This is a genomic window from Mycobacterium sp. 1245805.9, from assembly GCF_001672915.1.
GTDB lineage: Bacteria > Actinomycetota > Actinomycetes > Mycobacteriales > Mycobacteriaceae > Mycobacterium.
Genome location: NZ_LZKR01000013.1, coordinates 110,923 through 135,953, shown reverse-complemented (window position 1 = coordinate 135,953; position 25,031 = coordinate 110,923). Strand labels below are relative to the sequence as shown.

The following is a 25,031-nucleotide window of genomic DNA, read 5'->3' as shown; positions in this document are numbered from 1 at the left end:
GGTCTCGTCTTCGGCCTCGGCGGCCACGGCGGCCACGGCGGCACCGCCCTGACGCCCGGCGGCACCGGCGGCGCAGGCGGCCTCTTCAACCCCGGGGGGGCCGGCGGCGCGGGTGGGCTGGGCAACAACACCGCCAACGGCGGGACCGGCGGGACGGGCGGCGCCGGCGGCCTCTTCTCCGGAGTCGGCGGTAGCGGTGGCGCCGGCGGGTTCGGCTCGGAGATCGGCACCAACGGCGGGTCCGGCGGCACGGGCGGCGCCGGCGGGCTGTTCGGTGCGGGCGGCTCCGGCGGCGCGGGCGCCGACAGCATCAAGGGACTTGGCGGCACCGGCGGCACGGGCGGTGCCGCCGGGTGGTTCGGCTTCGGTGGCTCAGGCGGCACCGGCGGGAACGCGTTCGATACCGGTTCTGTCGGCGGCGCAGGGGGCGGCGGCGGCCGGGGCGGCCTGCTCGGCGGCTCCGGCGGTGCGGGCGGCGGAGGCGGAGGCGGCGCCACCGCCGGAAACGGTGGGGCCGGGGGCAACGCGGGGTTGCTTGATGGCGACGGCGGCACCGGAGGCATCGGCGGATTCTCCTTTGCCAACAACGGTGGCGACGGCGGAGCCGGCGGTACCGCGGGTCTCATCGGAAGCGGCGGTGCCGGCGGGGCCGGCGGGACGGCCTTCGCCGGCACCAACACGGGCGGAAACGGCGGGGTCGGTGGGGCGGCCCAGCTGATTGGCAACGGCGGCAACGGCGGTAACGGCGGGATCGGTCCGGCGACGGGCCTCGGCGGCGCCGGTGGTGCCGGTGGCGCGGCCGGGCTGCTCGGCCTGCCCGGCACGAACGGGATATCGGGACCGTAAGGGCGAACTCAGTACAGCGCGTTCGCCAGGTTGCGCCGACCGGCGACGACCTCGGGGTCGGCGGGATCGAACAGCTCGAACAGCTCGATCAGGCGGGTCCGCACCCGGGTCCGCTCGTCGCCGGATGTGCTGCGCACCAAGGCAATCAGGCGCTCGAACGCCGCGCCGACATCCTGGTTGAGGATTTCCACGTCGGCTGCCGCAAACGCCGCGTCGATGTCGCCGGGCGCGGCGTCTGCCACCGCGACCGCATCGGGGCGTTGCGCCGTTGCGCGCGTGAGGAAGTCGATCTGGCGGATCGCGCCCTTGGCTTCGGCGCTCGCCGGGTTGGCATCCAGGATCGCCTGATACGACTCCTTGGCGCCAGCGAAGTCGCCGTCCTCGAGCTGCTGGCGGGCCCGGGCCAATTCCGGGTCGACTTCCGCCTGCTCGGAACCGCTTGGGCCCCTTAGTTTCCCGGCCGTCGCCTGCAACAGCGAGTCCACCCAGCGCCGCAACTGGTCGGGCGGCTGTACACCCTGGAAGCTGGACAGCGGCTGCCCGGCGGCCAACGCCACCACGGTCGGGACCGCGTCGACACCGAATATCTGGGCCACCCTGGGGGCCACGTCGACGTTGACCGTCGCCAGCGACCACTTGCCGTCGTCCTCGGCCGCCAAGCCGGCCAGCGTCTCGACGAGCTGGACACACGCGTCACTGCGCGGCGACCACAACGCGACGACGACCGGGACCTCGTCGGACCGGACCAGCACTTCGGATTCGAAATTGGCTTCGGTGACCTCGATTGCCCCCGGGGTCGCCGGCCCCGCCGGCCCGCCCGCGGCGGGCGGGGAAGCCGTCTGCTGGGCTCGCTGCTTGAGACCGGAAAGATCGACCGCACCGGCCAGTGCGGGCCCGATAGAGGGTCGCGGACGCGTCACGCCGTCAAGTTTGTCATGCGCTTCGGATAGCGAGCCACCCGGTCGCGCAGACGCTCTAGCGGGTGTGATCGGCCGTTATGACCAAGATCACAAACATTCCCGAAGGGCCGACGCCAGCAACGTCAAGCGGAGCGCTTAACCGGCCCGCAGGATCAGCGCGTCCCCCTGGCCGCCGGCGCCACACAACGCCGCAACGCCATAGCCGGAGCCGCGGCGGGCCAACTCCAGGGCCACATGCAGGGTGATCCTGGCGCCCGACATGCCGATCGGGTGCCCGACCGCGATCGCACCGCCGTTGACGTTGACGATCTCAGGGTCAACGCCCAGTTCGCGGGTTGAGGCCAGCGCCACCGCAGCGAACGCTTCGTTGATCTCGACGACGTCGAGTTGGTCGACCGAAATCCCCTCGCGGCCGAGCGCTTTCTTGATCGCGTTGGCGGGCTGGGACTGCAGCGTCGAATCCGGCCCGGCCACGACGCCGTGCGCGCCGATCTCGGCCAGCCACGAAAGCCCCAGTTCCTGCGCTTTCGCCTTGTTCATCACCACCACCGCGGCCGCGCCGTCGGAAATCTGCGACGCCGAACCGGCCGTGATGGTGCCATCTTTGCGGAAGGCGGGCTTGAGGCCGGCCAGGGACTCCGCGGTGGTGTTGGCGCGGATGCCCTCGTCCTCGGTGAACTGCAGCGGATCACCCTTGCGCTGCGGGATATTGACCGGCACGACCTCGTCGGTGAATACGCCGTCCTTCCAGGCGGCGGCGGCCTTTTGGTGCGACCGCGCGGCGTACTCGTCCTGCTCGGCACGGGTGAACTTGTCGAGGTCGTTGCGCTGCTCGGTGAGCGCGCCCATCGGCTGGTCGGTGAACACGTCGTGCAGGCCGTCGTAGGCCATGTGGTCCAGGACCGTGACGTCGCCGTACTTGTAGCCGGCCCGGCTGTCCATCAGCAAATGCGGCGCCTTCGTCATCGACTCCTGGCCGCCGGCCACCACGACGTCGAACTCCCCGGCGCGAATCAGCTGGTCGGCCAGCGCGATGGCGTCGATGCCGGACAGGCACATCTTGTTGATCGTCAGCGCCGGAACGTCCCAGCCGATGCCCGCCGCGACCGCCGCCTGCCGTGCCGGCATCTGGCCGGCCCCGGCCGTCAGCACCTGGCCCATGATCACGTACTCGACGGCGCTCGCCGGCACTCGGGCTTTCTCCAGCGCCCCCGCGATCGCGATGGCGCCCAGATCGCTGGCCGAGAAATCCTTCAGCGAACCCATCAACTTGCCGATGGGCGTCCGCGCCCCAGCAACTATCACCGACGTCGTCACGAGTTCCTCCTGAGCCTGCACAAACGACCGTTTCCGCTACCTGGAGAAGCGGAATCTTTGCTGCCACGTTACCGTGGTGTGATGACGACCGACCAAGTTGACGCCCGCCACCTCCTGGCAACCTCCTTGGTGACCGGCCTGGATCACGTCGGCATTGCGGTGGCCGACCTCGATGCCGCAATCACCTGGTATCACGACCACCTCGGCATGATCCTCGTGCATGAGGAAGTCAACGATGACCAGGGCATCCGCGAGGCGATGCTCGCCGTCCCCGGCACCACTGCGCAGCTGCAGTTGATGGCCCCGCTCGACGACTCGTCGACGATCGCGAAGTTCATGGAGAAGCGCGGCCCCGGCATCCAACAGATGGCCGTTCGGGTCAGCGATCTGGACACCATCTGCGAGCAGCTGCGCGAGCAGGGCGTCCGCCTGGTCTACGACGCTCCGCGGCGCGGCACAGCAAACTCGCGGATCAACTTCATCCACCCCAAGGACGCCGGCGGTGTCCTGATCGAATTGGTGGAGCCGGCTTCCTGATTCCGCCGAGCGTGCGGGCAGCCGCACGTTCGGTCTTCAGTGTGCGGCTAGCCGCACATTCGTGACGATGTGCCAGAGTTTCACGACCACTTGCGGGTCGGGCCGCGAGTGGCGCGGTTGGTCCAGCACGGCGTGTGCCAATGCCGACGATCCTCGACCGCCGCGGGTGATTCAGCCGGCCACACAACCACATGCGCGGTGCCGGAACGGATTTCGTGGTCACATCCGGGACAGCGATAGGTCTTGACGGCGCGGGAAGCCGCGATCGGCCGCACCTCGTAGTCGTGGCCGTCGGGCCCCGTTTCGATCCGACGCAGCATTGCCGGCGGCGCTACCGGCTGTCGTCGTGACGGTTTGCGGCGCGGACACATCAGAACAGCCGGTACTCGTCGCTATCCATGCCGCGCATCTTGTCGTAATCCAGTGTGATGCAACGGATTCCGCGATCGGTAGCGAGAGTGCGCGCCTGCGGCTTGATCTGCTGTGCGGCGAACACGCCTTTGACCGGCGCCAGGACACTGTCGCGGTTGAGCAACTCGAGATAGCGGGTCAGCTGTTCCACGCCGTCGATCTCACCGCGCCGCTTGATCTCCACCGCGACCGAGCCGCCCCGCTCGTCGCGACACAGGAGATCGACGGGGCCGATGGCGGTCATGTACTCGCGGCGCACCAACGTGTATCCCTCGCCCAGCAGTTGCACATGCTCGGCGAGCAACGCCTGAAGGTGGGCCTCGACGCCGTCCTTGACCAATCCGGGGTCGACGCCCAGGTCGTGGCTCGAATCGTGCTCGATCTCCTCCACCGTGATGCGCAGCTGCTCGCCGGCCTTGTTCTCGACCACCCACACCGGCACCGGGCCGTCGACGTCCTCGGTCAGCCAGCACGGCGGGCTCATCCAGTTCAACGGCTTGTAGGCCCGGTCGTCGGCGTGCACGCTCACCGAACCGTCGGCCTTGAACAGCAGCAACCGACGTGCGGACGGAAGGTGTGCGGTGAGCCGGCCGACGTAGTCGACGGTGCATTGGGCGATGACAAGGCGCACCCGACTCACCTTAGAGCGTGGGCAACAAATTAGGCTGGCGCCACGATGTCGGCCAAAATGAGCGTGGCCCAACGTATCGGCCGGGTGCTCGAGCGGATCACCCGCCAGAGTGGCCGCCTGCCGGATACCCCCGCGTACGGCTCCCTGATCCTGGGGCGGGTGGCGGAAAGCCAACGACGGCGCCGCATCCGCATCCAGGTCATCATGACGGTGCTGGTCCTCGGGGTGAACCTGATCGGCATCGGCGTGGCGCTGCTCTTGGTGATCGTCGCCATTCCCCAGCCGAGCATCTTCCACGACGCGCCGGCCTGGCTCACGTTCGGGGTATCCCCGGCCTACACCGCCGCTGCCCTGGCGGTGGGCGCGTATTGGATCACCCGCCGCACCGTGCTCGCTCTGCGTTGGGCGATCGAGGAGCGCGCACCGACCGCCGAGGACGAGCGCAACACGTTCCTGGCGCCGTGGCGACTCGCCGTGTACGACCTCATCCTGTGGGGCATCGGGACGGTGCTGTACACGACGCTCTACGGTTTGGTGAACACCTTGTTCATCCCGCGGTTCCTCTTCGTCGTCAGCTTCTCCGGTGTCCTGGTGGCCACTGCCAGTTATCTGCTCGCGGAGTTCGCGCTTCGCCCGATCGCGGCCCAGGCGCTGGAGGCGGGACCACCGCCGCGGCGGTTTTCGGCGGGCATCATGGGCCGGACGATGGTGGTCTGGTTCCTCGGTTCCGGCGTGCCCGTCATCGGCATCGGCCTGCTGGCGATTTTCCAGATCCTGTTGCGCAACCTGACCGAGACCGAGTTCGCGGTCGGCGTGCTGATCATGTCGGTCGCCACACTCATCTTCGGTTGCGCCCTGATGTGGATTCTCGCCTGGCTGACGGCGACCCCGGTGCGGGTGGTGCGCGCCGCGCTGCGCCGCGTCGAGCAGGGCAACCTGCGAGGCAACCTGGTGGTCTTTGACGGGACCGAGCTCGGCGAGCTGCAGCGTGGGTTCAACGCGATGGTCGACGGCCTGCGCGAACGTGAACGCGTGCGCGACCTTTTCGGCCGGCACGTCGGCCGCGAGGTCGCCCTGGCCGCCGAGCGCGAGCGACCGAAATTGGGCGGCGAAGAACGACACGTCGCCGTGGTCTTCATCGACATCGTCGGCTCCACCCAGCTGGTGACCAGCCAGCCACCGACCGAAGTGGTCGAGGTCCTCAACCGGTTTTTCACGATCGTCGTCGAGGAAGTGGACCGCCATTGCGGCCTGGTCAACAAGTTCGAAGGCGATGCGTCGCTTGCGATTTTCGGAGCTCCGAATCACCTCGACTCACCCGAGAACGAGGCGCTGGCCGCGGCGCGTTGCATCGCCGAACGGCTCGCCAACGACATGTGTGAGCTCGAGGCGGGCATCGGCGTGGCGGCCGGCCAGGTCGTCGCCGGCAACGTGGGCGCCAAGGAACGGTTCGAATACACCGTGATCGGCGAGCCGGTCAACGAGGCCGCCCGGCTGTGCGAGCTGGCCAAGTCCCGCCCGGACGGATTGCTCGCGACGGCGGACGCGCTCGAGGGCGCGCGCGAAGAGGAAAGGGCGCGTTGGTCTTTGGGTGAGACAGTGACCCTCCGGGGGCACGGGCGTCCAACCCGGCTGGCTTTCCTCGCCGGCGCCCAGTAAATCCGGGTGACAACGCCTGTGGTCAGTGCCCTTCAGCGGCGTCGATAGAAATCCGTTATCGGACAATAGAAATCGCGCCTTGACGGCCGCTTGAGACCGCGCCAATAGTGACGACGGGACGGAGCTCCGTGGCCGCGTCAGAAGGGTGCATCTTGACAACCGTTGCGTTGCTTGATCGTTCGAGAATCGTTGCCGGTCCCCGATGGAGCCGCTGGCTGGTTCCGCCCGCGGCGCTGTCCATCCACCTGGCCATCGGCTCGGCCTACGCCTGGAGCGTCTTCAAGATCCCGCTGGAGAAGTCGCTGCACGTCTCCGGAACCGCGAGTGCGATGCCGTTCACCGTCGCCATTGTGATGCTGGGCCTTTCGGCCGCGGCGTTCGGCACGCGGGTGGACCACAACGGACCGCGCTGGGCCATGGTCGTCGCCACCGTGTGCTTTTGCAGCGGGCTGCTGATCGCCGGATGCGGAGTTTCGGTTCACCAATACTGGCTCGTAGTGGTGGGATACGGGGTCGTCGGCGGGGTCGGCCTCGGTATCGGCTACATCTCGCCGGTGTCGACGCTCATCAAGTGGTTTCCGGATCGCCCCGGCATGGCGACCGGCTTGGCGATCATGGGCTTTGGCGGTGGGGCACTGATCGCGTCCCCGTGGACGAACAGCCTGCTCGACGCGTTCGGCCGCAACAGCACCGCCGGCGTGGCCAGGACCTTCCTGGTGATGGGCGGAACGTACGCGGTGTTCATGTCGATGGGATGGCTGCTGATCCGGGTGCCGGCGCCGGGATGGACGCCGGGGGGCTGGAAACCCAAACCGCACAAGGCCGGATCGCTGATCACGACGGCCGGTGTGTCGGCGGCCAACGCAATCAAGACGCCCCAGTTCTGGCTGTTGTGGGTGGTGCTCTGCTTCAACGTGACCGCCGGCATCGGCATCCTGGAGAAGGCGTCGCCGATTTACCAGGACTTCTTCCCGAGGGCGCCGCGGGCGGCGGCGTTGGCCTCCGCGGCGGCCGGGTTCGTCGCGCTGCTGTCCCTGGCCAACATGCTCGGCCGGATCGGATGGTCGTCGTTGTCGGATGCGCTGGGGCGCAAGAACATGTACCGGCTCTACCTCGGCGGCGGCGCCCTGCTGTATCTCACGTTGGCGCTGACCACCAATTCCAGCAAGCTGACCTTCCTGCTGTGCACCGTGCTGATCCTGTCGTTCTACGGCGCGGGGTTCTCGACCGTTCCCGCGTACCTGCGCGACCTGTTCGGCACCCACGAGGTCGGCGCCATCCACGGCAGGCTGCTGACCGCCTGGTCGGTCGCGGGCGTGCTGGGCCCGCTGATCGTGAACGCCATCGCCGACTCGCAGAAGGCGGCCGGGAAACACGGCCCGGACCTCTACATCGTGTCGTTCAGCGTGATGATCGCCCTCCTGCTCGTCGGGCTGGTCTGCAACGAGCTGATCAGGCCCGTGGCCAGCAAGCATCACGCGCCCGCGCGCGACGCCGCGGCGCACGAGACCGTGGCGGATCTTCAGCCGGAGGCACACGCGTGACAAAGCCGATCCCCGACCGTCGCATCGGTCCCGCCCTCATCGCACTGGCCTGGGTGTGGGTCGCCGTCCCGTTCACTTATGGTGTTTGGCAGCTCTTTTCGAAAATCACCCAGTTGTTCGGCGCCTGACCGGTTGCCCGTGTCCCTCACCAACAGCACCGCGAGCGCGACGCCGACGAGAATGAGGGTGCCCACGAACCAGACCGTGGCCGGCCAGCCTCCCGCGCCGTAGACCAGCCCGCCGAAGGCACCCGCGACCGACCCGCCCAGGTAGTAGCTGAACAGGTAGAGCGCCGACGCCTCGGCGCGATCCCGGCGCGCCGCCGCACCCACCCACCCGCTGGCCACGGTGTGCGCGGCGAAGAATCCGCCGGTGAACACGCCGAGCCCGACGACGATCGCGACCACTGAGTGCGGCACGGTCAGCGCCAGGCCGGCCACCGTGATCGGCAGTGCGCCGCCCAGCACCAGCGCGCGTCCCCTGCGGTCGGCGAGCCGCCCGGCCACCACCGACGTCCCGGTGCCGGCCAGGTACAGCACGAACAACAGTCCGACCAGCGACGGCGCCAGCCCGAACGGCGGGGCGGCCAGCCGGTAGCCCAGGTAGTTGTACACCGTGACGAAACCGCCCATCAGCGTGAAGCCCAACGCGAACAGCTTCAGCAGCACCGGGTTTCGCAGATGCGCGGCCAGGCCGCGTGCCGTCGCGCGCGCGTTGGTGTCCTTCGGGGTGAAGAACTGAGACCGGGGCACCAGGGCGGCGAAGACCGCCGTGCCGGCCAGCGTCGCCAGTGAGCACACCAACAGCGCGACCCGCCAGCTGCCGACGTCGACCACCAGGGAAGGAACGATCCGCCCGGTCAGGCCACCGACGGTGGTCCCGGCGATGTACCGGCCCATGGCCGAGCCGAGCGACGACGCGTGCACCTCCTCGGCGAGGAATGCCATTGCGACCGCGGGTATCCCGGCCAGCGCGACGCCGTGCAGCGCCCGCCCCACGAGCAGAACGCCGAGCGAGGGGCTGAAGGGCAACAGCAACCCGATCACGCTGGAGGCGACCCCCGACGTCAGCATCACGGGGATGCGCCCGTAGCGCTCGGAAAGAACGCTCGCCGGGACAATCGACAGCGCCAGCGCTCCCGTGGTCAGCGCGACCGTCAACGCGGCGGTGGCCGGGCTGATCCGGTAGTACGCCGAGAAGGCCGGCAACAGGGCCTGGGTGCAGTACATCGCGGCGAAGCTGGCCAGGCCGGCGCCGTACAGCGCCGCGGTGACCCGCCGGTATCCGCGGCTTCCGGCTTGGTAGGCGATCGGCATAGCGACGATGTTTCGCCCCCGGGCGTACCAACGGAAATGAATTGTTTATTGAATTATGATGCACGAATCACATAAGTAAAGGTGGAGGCGATGACTGACGGCGACTACGAGTGGTTCGTCACACTCGCGGAACTGCAGCACGTCACGTCCGCGGCCGAACAGCTGCATATCGCGCAGCCGACGCTCACCCGGATGCTGGCGCGCCTGGAACGCCGGCTGGGCGTCGCGCTGTTCGAGCGCCGCGGCAGGCGCCTCGCGCTGAACACCTACGGCCGCATTTTTTACGAGCACGCGCGCCGGGCACAGCTGGAGCTCGATTCGGCCCGACGGGCGATCGAGGACCTGACGAATCCCGCGGTCAGCGAGATCCGCCTGGGGTTCTTGAGTTCGTTCGGGTCGACGGTGGTGCCGCGGTTGATCGCGGCGTTCACCGCGGCCTCACCGCGGGTGGCGTTCACGCTCGAGGAAGGCGCGGCCGAATCGATCGGCGACCTCGTGCAATCCGGGTCGGTCGACGTCGGCGTGGTTTCGCCGCGGCCGCGCGGGCCAACGTTCGCCTGGCGCAGCCTGTTTCGTCAGCGGCTCGGCGTCGCCGTCCCCCGCGGGCACCGGCTGACGGACGCCGCGGCGGTGTGCATGACCGACCTGGTCGACGAGCCCTTCGTGGCCATGCATCCCGGGTTCGGCATGCGCCGCCTGCTCGACGAGCTCTGCGCCGCAGCGCAATTCCAGCCGCGGATCGTCCTGGAATCGGCCAACCTCACCACGACCGCCGGGCTGGTCGCCGCGGGACTGGGCATCAGCCTGATGCCCATCGACGGCACCGATCACGCACCCGGGATCAGCGTGCTGCCATTGGCCGACGCCGACGCCTACCGCGACGTCGGAATGATCTGGAATTCCGGTCGGCCGCTGTCCCGACCGGCCCGCGACTTCGTCGCCTCCGCCGCGACGCTGTGAAACCGGCGACGCAGCGAGCGGCCACCCGGCGCACGATCATGTCGCTTTTCCGCCAGTTTTGTCACTGGGCGGGTGTAACTGTGGAACCGTGCACGAAGATTTCGAACGCTGCTACCGGGCGGTCCAGTCCAAGGACGCCCGCTTCGACGGCTGGTTCGTCACGGCGGTGTTGACGACGCGGATCTATTGCCGGCCCAGCTGCCCGGTGCGGCCCCCCTTCGCCCGCAACGTGCGGTTCTATCCGACCGCGGCGGCCGCCCAGAAAGCGGGATTCCGCGCCTGCAAGCGATGCCGCCCCGACGCGTCCCCCGGATCGCCCGAATGGAACATGCGCGGCGACGTCGTCGCGCGCACCATGCGGCTGATCGCGGACGGCACGGTGGACCGGGAAGGCGTCGGCGGACTGGCGGGCCGCCTCGGTTACACGACCCGCCAGCTGGAGCGCCTCCTGCAGGCCGAGGTCGGCGCCGGGCCGCTGGCGCTGGGCCGCGCGCAACGGGCGCAGACCGCCCGGGTGCTCATCGAGACCACGGACCTACCGTTCGGCGACGTCGCCTTCGCCGCCGGGTTTTCCAGCATCCGCCAGTTCAACGACACCGTGCGTCTGGTGTTCGAGATCACCCCGACGGCGTTGCGCAAACGCGCCGCGGCGCGGTCGACGTCGGACACCAATTCGCCCGGCGCCCTGTGCCTTCGGCTACCCGTGCGCACGCCGTTCGCCTACGAGGGCGTATTCGGTCACCTCGCGGCCGGCATGGTGCCCGGCTGTGAGGAGGTCCGCGACGGCGCCTACCGGCGCAGCCTTCGGCTGCCTTGTGGCAGCGCCGTCGTGACGCTGACGCCGGCCGTCGACCACGTGCGCTGCCAACTGACGCTGGACGACTTCCGCGACCTCACGACCGCGATCGCTCGCTGCCGGCGGTTGCTGGACCTCGACGCCGACCCCGAAGCCGTGGTCGACGCGCTGGCCGCCGACCCGGAGCTGGCGCCGGTGGTGAAAAAGGCCCCCGGGCAACGAATTCCGCGCACGGTCGACGAGGCCGAGCTCGCCGTGCGCGCCGTGCTCGGGCAGCAGGTCTCGACGAAGGCGGCCAGAACCCACGCGGGCAGGCTGGTCGCCGCCTACGGGAGCCCCATCAAGGATCCTGCGGGAGCATTGACCCACACCTTCCCGTCGGTCCAACAGCTGGCGGAGATCGACCCAATCCACCTGGCCGTCCCCAAGGCCCGGCAACGGACGCTTGCCGCGCTGGTCGCGGGGCTCGCCGACGGAAGCATCGTCCTGGACGCGGGCAGCGATTGGGACAGTGCCCGCGCGCAGCTGCTGGCGCTGCCCGGCGTCGGGCCCTGGACAGCGGAGGTGATCGCCATGCGCGCCCTGGGCGACCCGGACGCCTTTCCCGCCAGCGACCTCGGACTCCGGTTGGCCGCAGGGGAACTGGGGTTGCCGGCGGATCAGCGACAGCTCATCGAACGCAGCGCCCGTTGGCGGCCCTGGCGCTCCTACGCCACCCAGCATCTGTGGACCACCCTCGAGCATCCGGTAAACCATTGGCCGCCATTGGAGGTCGCATGATCCGCTATCGCACCATCGACAGCCCGATCGGATTCCTGACCCTGGCCGGGCGCGGCTCGGTTCTGACGAATCTGCGGATGGTCGACCAGACCTACGAACCCGACCGCGCCGACTGGGCACCCGATCCCCGCGCCTTCGGCGAAGCCGTCGAGCAACTGACCGCGTATTTCGCCGGCGAACTCACCGATTTCGACATCGAGCTCGAGCTGGGAGGCACCGAATTCCAGCGGCGGGTGTGGCAGGCGCTGCTGACGATCCCGTACGGCGAGACCCGTTCGTACGGGGAAATCGCCGACCAGATCGGGGCCCCGGGATCCGCGCGAGCCGTCGGCTGGGCCAACGGCCACAATCCGATCGCCATCGTCGTCCCCTGTCACCGGGTGATTGGCGCCAACGGAAGCCTGACCGGCTTCGGCGGCGGACTCGACCGAAAGCGCACGCTGCTCGAATTGGAAAAACGGAGCGAGAATTTGACGCTATTCGATTAACTGCCAATGCAAAAACACCCCCGTTGCCGGGGGTGTTTTTGTATATGTTCGGCGGTGTCCTACTTTTCCACCCGAGTGGGCAGTATCATTGGCGCTGACAGGCTTAGCTTCCGGGTTCGGGATGGGACCGGGCGTTTCCCTGTCGCTGTGGCCGCCGTAACTCTATTTAAATGTGTTTGGTGGGGGGTGTGGTGCGCCACGACATTTCTGTCAGGCGCTGGAAAGTGGTTGCGAGTTTGTGTTTGGTAAGTTTTCGGCCGGTTAGTGCCAGTTCCCTACACTCATTGCTGAGCTTCTAGGTCTGGCCTATCGAACCCGTGTTCTGCGGGGGGCCTTATCCCTCTAAAAGGGTGAGAAACCTGATCTTGGAGAAGGTTTCCCGCTTAGATGCTTTCAGCGGTTATCCTGTCCGAACGTAGCTATCCAGCGGTGCCCCTGGTGGGACAACTGGTGCACTAGAGGTTCGTCCGTCCCGGTCCTCTCGTACTAGGGACAGGTTTCCTCAAGTTTCTGACGCGCGCGGCGGATAGAGACCGAACTGTCTCACGACGTTCTAAACCCAGCTCGCGTGCCGCTTTAATGGGCGAACAGCCCAACCCTTGGGACCTGCTCCAGCCCCAGGATGCGACGAGCCGACATCGAGGTGCCAAACCATCCCGTCGATATGGACTCTTGGGGAAGATCAGCCTGTTATCCCCGGGGTACCTTTTATCCGTTGAGCGACACCCCTTCCACTCGGGGGTGCCGGATCACTAATCCCGACTTTCGTCCCTGCTTGACTTGTAGGTCTCGCAGTCAAGCTCCCTTGTGCATTTACACTCAACACCTGATTGCCGTCCAGGTTGAGGGAACCTTTGGGCGCCTCCGTTACATTTTAGGAGGCAACCGCCCCAGTTAAACTACCCGCCAGGCACTGTCCGTGAACCCGATAAGGGTTCGACGTTAGGTGTCCAATACGATCAGAGTGGTATTTCAACAACGACTCCGCCCCAACTGGCGTTGAGGTTTCACAGTCTCCCACCTATCCTACACAAACCGTACCGAACACCAATACCAAGTTGTAGTGAAGGTCCCGGGGTCTTTTCGTCCTGCCGCGCGTAACGAGCATCTTTACTCGTAGTGCAATTTCGCCGAGTCTATGGTTGAGACAGTCGAGAAGTCGTTACGCCATTCGTGCAGGTCGGAACTTACCCGACAAGGAATTTCGCTACCTTAGGATGGTTATAGTTACCACCGCCGTTTACTGGGGCTTAAATTCTCCGCTTCACCCTTGCGGGTTAACGGGTCCTCTTAACCTTCCAGCACCGGGCAGGCGTCAGTCCGTATACATCGTCTTGCGACTTCGCACGGACCTGTGTTTTTAGTAAACAGTCGCTTCTCGCTGGTTTCTGCGACCGGATCCCGCTCCCAGCGCAAGGCTGTTCACGGTGTTCCGGCCCCCCTTCTCCCGAAGTTACGGGGGCATTTTGCCGAGTTCCTTAACCATAGTTATCTCGTACGCCTCGGTATGCTCTACCTGACCACCTGTGTCGGTTTGGGGTACGGGCCGTGTGTGTGCTCGCTAGAGGCTTTTCTTGGCAGCAGAGGATCACCGAATTCGCCTCAATCGGCTATGCATCACCTCTCAGGAATATGAGCGACGGATTTGCCTATCGCTCTCCCTACAGGTTTGCCCCAGTATTACCACTGACTGGTACGGCTACCTTCCTGCGTCACCCCATTGCTTGACTACTACCAATCCGGGTCCCACGCAGCCGGCGATCTTCGCACCCCGAAGGGATTGATAGACCACCTTTTGGGTGGTTAGCAGAATTGATTCATCACGGGCGCCCACACACGGGTACGGGAATATCAACCCGTTGTCCATCGACTACGCCTGTCGGCCTCGCCTTAGGTCCCGACTCACCCTGGGCGGACTGGCCTGGCCCAGGAACCCTTGGTCTTACGGCGGGCAAGGTTCTCACTTGCCTTATCGCTACTCATGCCTGCATTCTCACTCCCCCACCCTCCACCACCGGTCACCCGGCGGCTTCGCTGAATGGGGGACGCTCCCCTACCCAACCTTGCGGTTGTCGCGGCTTCGGCGGTGTGCTTGAGCCCCGCTACATTATCGGCGCACAATCACTTGACCAGTGAGCTATTACGCACTCTTTCAAGGGTGGCTGCTTCTAAGCCAACCTCCTGGTTGTCTCTGCGACTGCACATCCTTTCCCACTTAGCACACGCTTTGGGGCCTTAGCCGGCGATCTGGGCTGTTTCCCTTTCGACGTACGGAGCTTATCCCCCGCCGTCTCACTGCCACGCTATACACCACGGCATTCGGAGTTTGGCTGACGTCAGTAACCTAGTAGGGCCCATCGGCCATCCAGTAGCTCTACCTCCGTGGTGAAACACGCAACGCTGCACCTAAATGCATTTCGGGGAGAACCAGCTATCACGGAGTTTGATTGGCCTTTCACCCCTACCCACAACTCATCCCCTCAGTCTTCAACCTAAGTGGGTTCGGGCCTCCACGCGGTCTTACCCGCGCTTCACCCTGGCCATGGGTAGATCACTCCGCTTCGGGTCCAGAACACGCCACTACACCCCAAAGGGGATGCGCCCTATTCAGACTCGCTTTCGCTGCGGCTACCCCACACGGGTTAACCTCGCGACGTGTCCCTGACTCGCAGGCTCATTCTTCAAAAGGCACGCCATCACCCCACGAGGAGGCTCTGACGGATTGTAGGCACACGGTTTCAGGTACTCTTTCACTCCCCTCCCGGGGTACTTTTCACCATTCCCTCACGGTACTAATCCGCTATCGGTCATCGAGAAGTATTTAGGCTTACCGGGTGGTCCCGGCAGATTCACAGCAGATTCCACGGGCCCGCTGCTACTCGGGAGTTGATACAAGGTAGGTGCCGAGTTTTCGCGTACCGGGCTCTCACCGTCTATGGCGGACCATCCCAGGCCACTTCCGCTAACTACGACACTTTCTGACTACCTCCCAGCCAGGTAGAGCTGAGACGTATCAATCCCACAACCCCGCACACACAACCCCTACCCGGTTACACATGCGTGCGGTTTAGCCATGTTCCGCGTTCGCTCGCCACTACTGACGGAATCACAATTGTTTTCTTCTCCTACGGGTACTGAGATGTTTCACTTCCCCGCGTTCCCTCCCGCACCCTATATATTCAGATGCGGGTAACACGACATCACTCGTGCTGGGTTTCCCCATTCGGAAATCCTCGGATCAACGCTCGGTTGACAGCTCCCCGAGGCATATCGCAGCCTCCCACGTCCTTCATCGGCTCTCGATGCCAAGGCATCCACCATGCGCCCTTAAGCACTTACAAAACACAAAAACCAAAGAAAAATTACACATTTTAACGAACCCGCCACACCCCTTTCGGAGGGCAGCGCATTCGTTTAGATGCTCGCAACCACTATCCAGTTCTCAAACACCACACCCCACCACCAAGATGGGGGGACAAGCACTCAATCGATCCGAGTGTTGCCTCAGGGCCCAATAGTGTGTCTGGCAATCATTTGCTGTTGCGCACCCGGTCCCGCCCACTACAGGCGAGGACCCCTCACGGCTTGCACCCCACCAATTGGGGTGCTTTTCGTGGTGCTCCTTAGAAAGGAGGTGATCCAGCCGCACCTTCCGGTACGGCTACCTTGTTACGACTTCGTCCCAATCGCCGATCCCACCTTCGACAGCTCCCTCCCAAAGGGTTAGGCCACTGGCTTCGGGTGTTACCGACTTTCATGACGTGACGGGCGGTGTGTACAAGGCCCGGGAACGTATTCACCGCAGCGTTGCTGATCTGCGATTACTAGCGACTCCGACTTCACGGGGTCGAGTTGCAGACCCCGATCCGAACTGAGACCGGCTTTAAAAGGATTCGCTTAACCTTGCGGCATCGCAGCCCTTTGTACCGGCCATTGTAGCATGTGTGAAGCCCTGGACATAAGGGGCATGATGACTTGACGTCATCCCCACCTTCCTCCGAGTTGACCCCGGCAGTCTCTCACGAGTCCCCGCCATTACGCGCTGGCAACATGAGACAAGGGTTGCGCTCGTTGCGGGACTTAACCCAACATCTCACGACACGAGCTGACGACAGCCATGCACCACCTGCACACAGGCCACAAGGGAACCGACATCTCTGCCGGCGTCCTGTGCATGTCAAACCCAGGTAAGGTTCTTCGCGTTGCATCGAATTAATCCACATGCTCCGCCGCTTGTGCGGGCCCCCGTCAATTCCTTTGAGTTTTAGCCTTGCGGCCGTACTCCCCAGGCGGGGTACTTAATGCGTTAGCTACGGCACGGATCCCAAGGAAGGAAACCCACACCTAGTACCCACCGTTTACGGCGTGGACTACCAGGGTATCTAATCCTGTTCGCTCCCCACGCTTTCGCTCCTCAGCGTCAGTTACTGCCCAGAGACCCGCCTTCGCCACCGGTGTTCCTCCTGATATCTGCGCATTCCACCGCTACACCAGGAATTCCAGTCTCCCCTGCAGTACTCCAGTCTGCCCGTATCGCCCGCACGCTCACAGTTAAGCCGTGAGATTTCACGAACAACGCGACAAACCACCTACGAGCTCTTTACGCCCAGTAATTCCGGACAACGCTCGCACCCTACGTATTACCGCGGCTGCTGGCACGTAGTTGGCCGGTGCTTCTTCTGCAGGTACCGTCACTTGCGCTTCGTCCCTGCTGAAAGAGGTTTACAACCCGAAGGCCGTCATCCCCCACGCGGCGTCGCTGCATCAGGCTTGCGCCCATTGTGCAATATTCCCCACTGCTGCCTCCCGTAGGAGTCTGGGCCGTATCTCAGTCCCAGTGTGGCCGGACACCCTCTCAGGCCGGCTACCCGTCGTCGCCTTGGTAGGCCGTCACCCCACCAACAAGCTGATAGGCCGCGGGCCCATCCCACACCGCAAAAGCTTTCCACCCCAAGGCATGCGCCTCGGGGTCCTATCCGGTATTAGACCCAGTTTCCCAGGCTTATCCCGAAGTGCAGGGCAGATTACCCACGTGTTACTCACCCGTTCGCCACTCGAGTACCCCCGAAGGGGCCTTTCCGTTCGACTTGCATGTGTTAAGCACGCCGCCAGCGTTCGTCCTGAGCCAGGATCAAACTCTCCAAACAAAAACCCCTCGATAACGAGGTGAATTTACAATCAGAGAAAATCTGACCTAACAAAAGACACCAATGTTACTGGCATCAAAAAACAGCCATACCCACACACGGGGAGTGCAGAGTATGGCCAAAAAACAACAACAAAATAAAAAGACCAAACACACTATTGAGTTCTCAAACAACACTCACGCTTGTTTTCGCCCGCTTCCGGGCAACCCTGCCAGCTTAATACCGGTCTGGCGGGGGCGTCAAGCCCCAGTTTTGGCCATCTCATTGTGGTGACCGCTGCGGGGGCAGCCGTGCCAGGCTAGTACCGATCCGGCGAGGGAGTCAAGCCCCCGGTTTCGGCCATCTCGAGAGGTGACCGGCCTTGTGGGGCACTGACTTTGACTACTCTACCCGTTCGATCTCGGCTCCCAAAATCGCCAGGTTCTCCACGAACAACGGGTAGCCGCGATCGATGTGAAAGACGTCGTGAACCTCGGTGTCGCCGTCGGCGACCAGCCCCGCCAACACCAGGCCGGCGCCGGCCCGGATGTCCGAACACCAGACCGGGGCGCTGGAAAGTTGCGGCAGGCCACGCACGACGGCGTGGTGTCCGTCGGTGCGGGCGTCGGCGCCCAGCCGGATCATCTCCTCGACGAACCGGAAGCGCGCCTCGAACACGTTCTCGGTGATCATCGAGGTGCCGTCGGCGATCGACGCCAGCGCGATGGCCATCGGCTGCAGGTCGGTGGGAAACCCGGGGAACGGCAACGTCGCGACGTTGACGGCCTTGGGGCGCTCGTACTGGGTGACCCGGAAACTGTTGTCGGTCTGGGTGACGGTCGCGCCCGCGTCGTGCAGCTTGTGCAGCACCACCTGCAGGTGGGCCGGGTCGACGCCGGTGACCTCGATGTCGCCGCGGGTCATCGCGGCGGCGATGCCCCAGGTGGCGGCGACGATGCGGTCCCCGATCACGCGGTGCTCGGTGGGGTGCAGCCGCGGAACGCCGGTGATCGTCATGGTCGGCGAGCCCGCGCCCTCGATCTGCGCGCCCATCTGGTTGAGCATCGTGCACAGGTCCACCACGTCGGGCTCGCGCGCCGCGTTGTGGATCGTGGTGACGCCCTCGGCCACGACGGCGGCCATCAGGATGTTCTCGGTGGCGCCCACGGAGGGGAACTCCAACTGAATCTCCGCGCCGCGCAACGTGTCTGCGTGAGCAACCACGCACCCGTGCTCGATGTTGCACTGCGCGCCCAGCTGCCGCAGGCCGGCCTGATGCATGTCCAGCGGGCGCGAACCGATCGCGTCGCCGCCGGGCAGCGCGACCCTGGCGCGCTTGCACCGGCCGACCAACGGCCCGAGCACGCAGACGGAAGCGCGGAACTGTCGCACCGCGGCGAAGTCGGCGTCGTACTTGGGCTCGTCGGGCGAGGTGATGCGGGCGACGTCGCCGTCGAGTTCGACGGTGGCGCCCAGGCCGCGCAATACCTCCGCCATCAGCGGGACATCGAGGATGTCCGGGCAGTTGGTGATGGTGCTGGTGCCCTCGGCCAGCAGGGTGGCCGCCATCAGCTTGAGCACGCTGTTCTTGGCGCCCCCCACAGCGACTTCGCCTGACAACCGGGTACCGCCGGTCACCACGAATCGCTCAGCCACCCGCGTCAGTCTAGTGAAGGGGTATCGGGTTGTCAGTCAGCCCGCGCCTGTCACCCGAGTACCGTTTGGCTGATGGCGATACACCTGACCCGCATCTATACGCGAACCGGCGACGACGGGACGACGGGATTGAGCGATTTCTCACGGGTCTCCAAAAACGACCCCCGCCTGGTGGCGTACGCCGACTGTGACGAGGCCAACTCCGCGATCGGCGTCGCGATCGCCCTCGGCCAACCGGACGACGAAATCGCCGGTGTGCTGCGCCAGATCCAGAACGACTTGTTCGACACCGGCGCGGATCTGTCCACGCCCGTGGTGGAGAACCCCGAACATCCCCCGCTGCGGGTCGCCCAGTCCTACATTGATCGGCTCGAGGCGTGGTGTGACAAATATAACGAGCCCCTGCCGGCGTTGAATTCCTTTGTGCTGCCGGGTGGTTCGCCGCTGTCGGCACTGTTGCACGTCGCCCGCACCGTGGTGCGCCGGGCCGAGCGCTCGGCGTGGTCCGCGCTCGATTCCCACCCGGACGGCGTCAGCGTGCTGCCCGCCAAATACCTGAACCGCCTGTCGGACCTGCTGTTCATCCTGGCGCGGGCGGCCAATCCCGCTGGGGACGTGCTGTGGAAGCCGGGCGGCGGCGCGCCGAGCGCGGGTTAGTCGAAAGTCTCAGTGATGCAACAGAATCGGTCGATTCCACCGGTGATGGTGATCCCGGTGCTTGTCTACCCGGACGTGCGCGCGGCGGTGAGCTGGCTCGCGGCCGCCTTCGGTTTCGTCGAGCGAACGCGGATCGGCGACAGCCACCGCGCGCAGCTCAGCATCGGAGCGGGTGGGGCCATGATCGTCGCGGACGTGGCCGGTGAGCGGCAGCCGCCGACGGCGGGCGCCGTCACCCATGAGATCAAGGTGCGGGTCGACGACGTGGACGGCCGGTTCGAGCGCGCGCGTGCGGCAGGGGCGAGGGTGATCGAGGCGCCCGTCGACCGCGAGTACGGCGAACGGGAGTGCACCGTGGCGGATCTCGCGGGGCATCGCTGGCAGTTCACCGAAACGCTGCGCGACGTCGCGCCCGAAGAATACGGGTGTCAGACCGTCAGCCCGTGGTAGTCAGACGCTGCGGCGGCGGGCGCGCGGTGAGGGCCGCGATTCCAGCCAGGACAAGAACGCGGTCAGTGCGCCCTTGTCGAGCGCGAGCTCGTAACCGGACCGGCGGTCCTGCGTCGTGTCACGCAGCTCCAACACGACGATCTCGTCGGTCATGATGTCGAACTCGTCGCCGCGCGGGGCACGCCGGGCGACGATCTCCACGCCACGCCGGCTAAGGCGGCGGTCCGGCCACAGCCGCAGGCTGGACAGCCGGTAGAACGCGGCCTCGCCGCCGCGGTAACGGATCACCCCGTGCCGCCAGCCGTGACCGCCGACGGCGGGGATATCCCGCATGATTCCCGCGGTTCCGCCCTGGCGCAGCTTCAACAGCCGATAGCTCAGGGCGAGGACGGCGGCGCCCAACAACACGACGAGCACGACCATGCCGACCATGGGCGCGCTCATCGACGGTTAGTCGATCGCGCCGACGGCGCGCAGTCTGCCGCGCCCCCTGGCGGCAATCCGGGGATCGTCGGACTCGGAATCCTCGCGGGCGGCGCTCTCGTCGATCTCGGACTCGAACTCCGCGGATTCGGCGAGGATGGTCACGCCCTCCTCGGTGACCGACAGAAACCCGCCCTCCACCGCGATCCGCAGGTCGTCCTCGCCTTCCCGCTCGACGCGCACCATGGCGTCGTCGACCAGCTGGGCGACCAGCGGGATATGGTGGGGCAGGATGCCGATCTCGCCGACAGTGGTGCGGGTGAACAGGAACGTTGCCTCACCCGACCAGATCTGTCGGTCGACGGCGACGATCTCCACGTTCAATTCGGCCATGCCGCTCAGTCCTCAGGAATCCAGTTTGGCGCCGAAGCTTTCGGCTTTCTTGGCCAAGTCGTCGAGGCCGCCGATCAGGAAGAAGGCCTGCTCGGGGATGTGGTCGAAGTCGCCCTTCGTCAGCTTGTCGAACGCCTCGATGGTCTCCTTGACCGGCACCGTCGAACCCGGCTGACCGGTGAACTGTTCGGCGGCCATCATGTTCTGGGACAGGAACCGCTCGATGCGGCGGGCGCGCTGGACCAGCTGCTTGTCTTCCTCGGACAGCTCGTCGATGCCCAGAATGGCGATGATGTCCTGAAGGTCCTTGTAGCGCTGCAGGATTCGGATGACTTCCTGTGCCACGCGGTAGTGCTCGTCACCGACGACACCGGGGTCCAGGATCGTCGAGCTCGACGCCAGCGGGTCCACCGCGGGGAAGATGCCCTTGGAGAACACCGAACGCGACAGCTCGGTGGTGGCGTCCAGGTGCGCGAATGTGGTCGCGGGCGCCGGGTCGGTGTAATCGTCCGCCGGCACGTAAACCGCCTGCATCGACGTGATCGAGCGGCCGCGCGTCGAGGTGATGCGCTCCTGCAGTTCGCCCATCTCGTCGGCGAGGGTGGGCTGGTAGCCCACCGCCGACGGCATGCGACCGAGCAGGGTCGACACCTCGGAACCGGCCTGGGTGAACCGGAAGATGTTGTCGATGAACAACAGCACGTCCTGGCCCGCCTCGTCGCGGAACCACTCGGCCATCGTCAGCGCCGACAGCGCCACCCGCATACGGGTGCCGGGCGGCTCGTCCATCTGGCCGAACACCAGCGCGGTGTCCTTGAGCACGTCGGCTTCCTTGAGCTCCACCCACAGGTCGTTGCCCTCGCGGGTGCGCTCGCCCACGCCGGCGAAAACCGAAGTCCCACCGAAGTTTCGGGCGATGCGGTTGATCATCTCCTGGATCAGCACCGTCTTGCCCACGCCGGCACCGCCGAACAGGGCGATCTTGCCGCCACGCACGTACGGGGTCAGCAGGTCGACGACCTTCAGGCCGGTCTCGAGCATCTCGGTGCGGGGCTCGAGCTCCTCGAAGGGCGGCGGCTTGCGGTGAATCGACCAGTGGTCGAAGTCTTCGCCGTAGCCCGGCTTGTCCAGGCATTCGCCGAGGGCGTTGAAGACGTGGCCCTTGACGTCCTCGCCCACCGGCACCGAGATCGAGTTACCGGTGTCGGTGACCTCGACGCCGCGCACCAGACCGTCGGTGGGCTGCAGGGAGATCGTGCGAACGAGGTTGTCGCCCAGGTGCTGCGCCACCTCGAGCGTGAGCGTCTTCTTGAGCTCCTCGAAGGTGATGTCGGCGTGCAGCGCGTTGAACAGCTCCGGCACCGAGCCGCGCGGGAACTCGACGTCGACGACGGGACCGGCGACCCGAACTACGCGGCCGCTGGTGTCGGTGTCCTTCGACTCTTTGCTCTTCTGGTCAGTAGCAGTCATGTTTCTTCTTCCTCGTGCGCTACTTAGCGTCGGCGAGCGCGTTTGCGCCGCCGACGATTTCGCTGATCTCCTGGGTGATCTGGGCCTGCCGCTCGCGGTTCGCCATCAGCGTCAGTTCCTTGATCAGGTCGTCCGCGTTGTCGGTTGCGGACTTCATCGCTCGCTGACGCGACGCCAGCTCCGACGCCGCCGATTCGAGTAAAGCCGCATAGACGCGGGTCGTGATGTACCGGGGCAACAGGGCATCAAAAAGCTCTGTCGCGCCGGGCTCGAAGGAGTACAACGTGTGGAGTTCATCGGTGTCTTCGACGTACTCCACCACTAGCGGCGCGATGCGGTGCGCCGCCGGCGCCTGCGACATCATCGACTTGAACTCCGAGTAGACGATGTGCAATTCGTCGACGCCCTGCTCGTCGGAGTCCTCGTCGCCAGCGCCGGCCATGAAGGCATCGACCAGGGTCGAGGCGATCTCTTGGGCGTTCTCCACCTGAGGCTGCTCGGAGAAGCCCATCCACGATTCGGTGATGTCCCAATTGCGGAACTTGAAGTAGTTCTGCGCCTTTCGGCCCACCGTGTAGACAATCGGCGTCTTCCCTTCGTCCCTCAGCAGGGAGAACAGCTCCTCGGAGCGACGGAAGATGCTGGAGTTGTGCGCGCCACACAAGCCGCGGTCGGACGACACCACCAGGACCCCGGCCCGCCTCGGCTCTTCTCGTTCGACCAGCAGCGGGTGGTCCAACGCGGCTTCACTGGACAAGGTGGTGAGCATCGAGGTGATCTGGAGGGCGTAGGGCCTGGCCGATTCCAGTCGGGCCTGCGCCTTGCCGATGCGCGATGTCGCGATCATCTCCTGGGCCTTGGTGATCTTCTTGATCGAGCCTGCGGAGCGGATCCGGCCGCGCAGTTCACGAAGTGTGGCAGCCATCGCTAACTACTTCTTGTCCTTACCGGAAACGTCCGCGGATTCCTTCTTGGAGGTTTTGGCGTCCTTCTTGTCCTTCGGCTTCTCCTTCTTGACTTGCACTGACTCCTTTTCCAGGTCCTCCTCGTCCATCGCCTCGACGTGCTCGTCGGGCACCACCGACGCGCCGTCGGAGGCCGCGAAGCCCTTCTTGAACTTGTTGATGATCTCGGTGAGCTCGTTCTCGCCCTCTTCGGAGAGCTTGCCACTGTCGCGGACCCCGGCGAGGAATTTCTCCTCGGAAGCCCGCATGTGGTCCAGCAATTCGGTTTCGAACCGACGGACGTCCTCGACGGGCACCGAGTCCAGGTGGCCACCGGTGCCCAAGAAGATAGAGACCACCTGCTCCTCGACCGGCATGGGCTGGTACTGCCGCTGCTTGAGCAGTTCGACCAGCCGCTCACCGCGCTCCAGCTGCGCCTTGGAGGTGGCGTCTAGGTCAGAGGCGAACGCAGCGAACGATTCCAGTTCGCGGTATTGCGACAGGTCCAGACGCAGCGATCCCGCCACTTCCTTCATCGCCTTGATCTGTGCCGCGCCACCCACGCGGGACACCGAGACACCCACGTTGATGGCCGGGCGGACACCCTGGTTGAACAGGTCGGATTCCAGGAAGCACTGCCCGTCGGTGATGGAGATGACGTTGGTGGGGATGTAGGCCGAGATGTCGTTGGCCTTGGTCTCGATGATCGGCAGGCCGGTCAGCGAGCCGCCGCCCAGGTCGTCGGAGAGCTTGGCACAGCGCTCCAACAGCCGCGAGTGCAGGTAGAAAACGTCGCCGGGGTACGCCTCGCGGCCCGGCGGGCGGCGCAGCAGCAACGAGATCGCGCGGTAGGCCTCGGCTTGCTTGCTGAGGTCGTCGAAGACGATCAGCACGTGCTTGCCGTCATACATCCAGTGCTGGGCGATCGCCGAACCGGTGTACGGCGCAAGCCATTTGAAGCCGGCGGAGTCGGATGCCGGCGCCGCGACGATGGTGGTGTAGTCCATCGCGCCGCCCTCGTCGAGGGCCTGGCGCACGGCGGCGATCGTGGTGCCCTTCTGCCCGATGGCCACATAGACGCAGCGCACCTGCTTGCGTTCGTCGCCGGATTCCCAGTTCTTCCGCTGGTTGAGGATCGTGTCGACGCAGACCGCGGTCTTGCCGGTCTTGCGGTCGCCGATGATCAGCTGCCGCTGACCGCGGCCGATCGGGGTCATGGCGTCGATGGCCTTGATCCCGGTCTGCAGCGGCTCGCTCACGCCCTGGCGCTGCACCACCGACGGCGCCTGGATTTCCAGTGCGCGCCGGACGTCGGTCTCGATGTCTCCGCCGCCGTCGATCGGCTCGCCCAGCGGGTTGACGACCCGGCCCAGGAACGCGTCGCCGACGGGCACTGACAACACCTCGCCGGTGCGCTTAACCTGTTGGCCTTCTTCGATTTTCTCGAAATCGCCCAGGATGACCGCGCCGATGTCGTGCTCATCGAGGTTGAGCGCGACGCCGAGGACCCCGCCCGGGAACTCGAGCAGTTCCTGGGTCATCACGGAGGGCAGGCCTTCGACGTGCGCGATGCCGTCCCCGGCCCCGATGACGGTGCCGACTTCCTCGCGGGAGGTGTCGGACGTGAAGGAGCCTACGTACTCCTCGATCGCGCTCTGGATGTCGTCAGCGGAGATTGTCAACTCTGCCATGGCTTTTCGTCTTCCT

General features: G+C 65.5%; 19 protein-coding genes, 3 rRNA genes and 1 pseudogene. 9 read left to right on the top strand and 14 right to left on the bottom strand.

Translation table 11 applies throughout. From position 1 onward, the window contains the following. Positions 1-846: hypothetical protein (locus A9X00_RS31100; protein ID WP_197515027.1), on the top strand; the 846-nt coding region annotated here is incomplete at its 5' end. A gap of 8 nt (positions 847-854) precedes the next feature. Here the strand turns inward: A9X00_RS31100 and A9X00_RS02630 are convergent. Then, positions 855-1,766 carry a tetratricopeptide repeat protein gene (locus A9X00_RS02630; RefSeq protein ID WP_067148775.1) on the bottom strand — a complete coding sequence of 304 codons (912 nt, stop codon included), beginning with the start codon at positions 1,764-1,766 and terminating at the stop codon, positions 855-857. A 135-nt stretch (positions 1,767-1,901) separates the two neighbouring features. Continuing rightward, positions 1,902-3,083, bottom strand: coding sequence for an acetyl-CoA C-acetyltransferase (locus A9X00_RS02625; protein WP_067148773.1), 1,182 nt, complete (start codon positions 3,081-3,083; stop codon positions 1,902-1,904). Between the two features lie 78 nt (positions 3,084-3,161). On the opposite strand from A9X00_RS02625, the gene mce reads away from it, so the two are divergent. Beyond that, positions 3,162-3,620, top strand: coding sequence for a methylmalonyl-CoA epimerase (gene mce / locus A9X00_RS02620; protein WP_156771903.1), 459 nt, complete (start codon positions 3,162-3,164; stop codon positions 3,618-3,620). An 80-nt stretch (positions 3,621-3,700) separates the two neighbouring features. Here the strand turns inward: mce and A9X00_RS02615 are convergent, their stop codons facing one another. Together A9X00_RS02615 and nucS are read right to left on the bottom strand one after the other, a co-directional pair. Further along, positions 3,701-3,991: a hypothetical protein gene (locus tag A9X00_RS02615; RefSeq protein ID WP_067148768.1), complete on the bottom strand. Its 291-nt coding sequence runs from the start codon at positions 3,989-3,991 to the stop codon at positions 3,701-3,703. Continuing rightward, positions 3,991-4,662, bottom strand: a complete 672-nt coding sequence (gene nucS, locus A9X00_RS02610; RefSeq protein ID WP_067148766.1) for an endonuclease NucS — start codon at positions 4,660-4,662, stop codon at positions 3,991-3,993. Before nucS ends, A9X00_RS02615 begins: the two co-directional genes overlap by 1 nt. A gap of 45 nt (positions 4,663-4,707) precedes the next feature. On the opposite strand from nucS, the gene A9X00_RS02605 reads away from it, so the two are divergent. Then, a complete protein-coding gene (locus A9X00_RS02605; RefSeq protein ID WP_067148763.1) occupies positions 4,708-6,321 on the top strand; it encodes an adenylate/guanylate cyclase domain-containing protein in 1,614 nt (537 codons plus the stop codon). 152 nt (positions 6,322-6,473) lie between these two features. After that, a complete protein-coding gene (locus A9X00_RS02600; protein ID WP_082974659.1) occupies positions 6,474-7,865 on the top strand; it encodes an OFA family MFS transporter in 1,392 nt (463 codons plus the stop codon). A gap of 146 nt (positions 7,866-8,011) precedes the next feature. Here A9X00_RS02600 and A9X00_RS02595 read toward each other — a convergent pair. Continuing rightward, positions 8,012-9,181: pseudogene (locus A9X00_RS02595) on the bottom strand (MFS transporter); the annotation flags it as partial. Between the two features lie 90 nt (positions 9,182-9,271). Here A9X00_RS02595 and A9X00_RS02590 point away from each other — a divergent pair. From A9X00_RS02590 to A9X00_RS02580, 3 genes are all read left to right on the top strand, one after another. Then, the gene (locus A9X00_RS02590; protein WP_067148824.1) at positions 9,272-10,141 is read left to right on the top strand and encodes a LysR family transcriptional regulator; all 870 of its coding nucleotides are present in this window, start codon (positions 9,272-9,274) and stop codon (positions 10,139-10,141) included. A gap of 88 nt (positions 10,142-10,229) precedes the next feature. Continuing rightward, positions 10,230-11,717 (top strand): DNA-3-methyladenine glycosylase 2 family protein, encoded by a 1,488-nt coding sequence (locus tag A9X00_RS02585; RefSeq protein WP_067148757.1) that lies wholly within the window; start codon positions 10,230-10,232, stop codon positions 11,715-11,717. Then, complete coding sequence (locus tag A9X00_RS02580; RefSeq protein ID WP_067148755.1) at positions 11,714-12,205, top strand: methylated-DNA--[protein]-cysteine S-methyltransferase; 492 nt, start codon at positions 11,714-11,716, stop codon at positions 12,203-12,205. The genes A9X00_RS02585 and A9X00_RS02580 overlap by 4 nt, the downstream gene beginning before the upstream one ends. 46 nt (positions 12,206-12,251) lie before the next feature. Here the strand turns inward: A9X00_RS02580 and rrf are convergent. The 4 genes from rrf to murA form a co-directional block, all read right to left on the bottom strand. Further along, positions 12,252-12,364, bottom strand: a 5S ribosomal RNA gene (rrf, locus tag A9X00_RS02575). Positions 12,365-12,446: 82 nt separating this feature from the next. Next, positions 12,447-15,546: ribosomal RNA gene (locus A9X00_RS02570) — 23S ribosomal RNA — on the bottom strand. Between the two features lie 286 nt (positions 15,547-15,832). Continuing rightward, positions 15,833-17,352, bottom strand: a 16S ribosomal RNA gene (locus A9X00_RS02565). Together the 16S, 23S and 5S rRNA genes form the textbook arrangement of a ribosomal RNA operon. Before the next feature lie 381 nt (positions 17,353-17,733). After that, positions 17,734-18,987 (bottom strand): UDP-N-acetylglucosamine 1-carboxyvinyltransferase, encoded by a 1,254-nt coding sequence (gene murA, locus A9X00_RS02560; RefSeq protein ID WP_067148752.1) that lies wholly within the window; start codon positions 18,985-18,987, stop codon positions 17,734-17,736. Positions 18,988-19,059: 72 nt separating this feature from the next. On the opposite strand from murA, the gene A9X00_RS02555 reads away from it, so the two are divergent. Both A9X00_RS02555 and A9X00_RS02550 read left to right on the top strand, forming a co-directional pair. Further along, complete coding sequence (locus A9X00_RS02555) at positions 19,060-19,644, top strand: cob(I)yrinic acid a,c-diamide adenosyltransferase (RefSeq protein WP_067148749.1); 585 nt, start codon at positions 19,060-19,062, stop codon at positions 19,642-19,644. A gap of 15 nt (positions 19,645-19,659) precedes the next feature. Then, positions 19,660-20,094, top strand: a complete 435-nt coding sequence (locus A9X00_RS02550; protein WP_067148746.1) for a VOC family protein — start codon at positions 19,660-19,662, stop codon at positions 20,092-20,094. Here the strand turns inward: A9X00_RS02550 and A9X00_RS02545 are convergent, their stop codons facing one another. The 5 genes from A9X00_RS02545 to atpA are packed head-to-tail and all read right to left on the bottom strand — an operon-like array spanning position 20,095 to position 25,015. After that, positions 20,095-20,538, bottom strand: coding sequence for a DUF2550 domain-containing protein (locus tag A9X00_RS02545; RefSeq protein ID WP_066928708.1), 444 nt, complete (start codon positions 20,536-20,538; stop codon positions 20,095-20,097). Positions 20,539-20,544: 6 nt separating this feature from the next. Further along, the gene (locus A9X00_RS02540; protein WP_067148743.1) at positions 20,545-20,910 is read right to left on the bottom strand and encodes a F0F1 ATP synthase subunit epsilon; all 366 of its coding nucleotides are present in this window, start codon (positions 20,908-20,910) and stop codon (positions 20,545-20,547) included. Positions 20,911-20,922: 12 nt separating this feature from the next. Next, positions 20,923-22,380: a F0F1 ATP synthase subunit beta gene (gene atpD, locus A9X00_RS02535; RefSeq protein WP_067148740.1), complete on the bottom strand. Its 1,458-nt coding sequence runs from the start codon at positions 22,378-22,380 to the stop codon at positions 20,923-20,925. Positions 22,381-22,399: 19 nt separating this feature from the next. Then, positions 22,400-23,305, bottom strand: a complete 906-nt coding sequence (locus A9X00_RS02530) for a F0F1 ATP synthase subunit gamma (RefSeq protein ID WP_067148738.1) — start codon at positions 23,303-23,305, stop codon at positions 22,400-22,402. A gap of 6 nt (positions 23,306-23,311) precedes the next feature. After that, complete coding sequence (atpA, locus tag A9X00_RS02525; protein ID WP_067148735.1) at positions 23,312-25,015, bottom strand: F0F1 ATP synthase subunit alpha; 1,704 nt, start codon at positions 25,013-25,015, stop codon at positions 23,312-23,314. Positions 25,016-25,031: the final 16 nt, after the last annotated feature.

Excerpts from the sequence above, each read along its gene's own strand:
- A9X00_RS02545 (WP_066928708.1), bottom strand. The coding sequence starts at position 20,538 with ATGAGCGCGCCCATGGTCGGCATGGTCGTGCTCGTCGTGTTGTTGGGC.
- A9X00_RS02550 (WP_067148746.1), top strand. The coding sequence starts at position 19,660 with ATGCAACAGAATCGGTCGATTCCACCGGTGATGGTGATCCCGGTGCTT.
- A9X00_RS02530 (WP_067148738.1), bottom strand. The coding sequence starts at position 23,305 with ATGGCTGCCACACTTCGTGAACTGCGCGGCCGGATCCGCTCCGCAGGC.
- A9X00_RS02605 (WP_067148763.1), top strand. The coding sequence starts at position 4,708 with ATGTCGGCCAAAATGAGCGTGGCCCAACGTATCGGCCGGGTGCTCGAG.
- A9X00_RS02555 (WP_067148749.1), top strand. The coding sequence starts at position 19,060 with ATGGCGATACACCTGACCCGCATCTATACGCGAACCGGCGACGACGGG.
- A9X00_RS02590 (WP_067148824.1), top strand. The coding sequence starts at position 9,272 with ATGACTGACGGCGACTACGAGTGGTTCGTCACACTCGCGGAACTGCAG.
- atpD (WP_067148740.1), bottom strand. The coding sequence starts at position 22,380 with ATGACTGCTACTGACCAGAAGAGCAAAGAGTCGAAGGACACCGACACC.
- atpA (WP_067148735.1), bottom strand. The coding sequence starts at position 25,015 with ATGGCAGAGTTGACAATCTCCGCTGACGACATCCAGAGCGCGATCGAG.
- A9X00_RS02540 (WP_067148743.1), bottom strand. The coding sequence starts at position 20,910 with ATGGCCGAATTGAACGTGGAGATCGTCGCCGTCGACCGACAGATCTGG.
- A9X00_RS02580 (WP_067148755.1), top strand. The coding sequence starts at position 11,714 with ATGATCCGCTATCGCACCATCGACAGCCCGATCGGATTCCTGACCCTG.
- A9X00_RS02615 (WP_067148768.1), bottom strand. The coding sequence starts at position 3,991 with ATGTGTCCGCGCCGCAAACCGTCACGACGACAGCCGGTAGCGCCGCCG.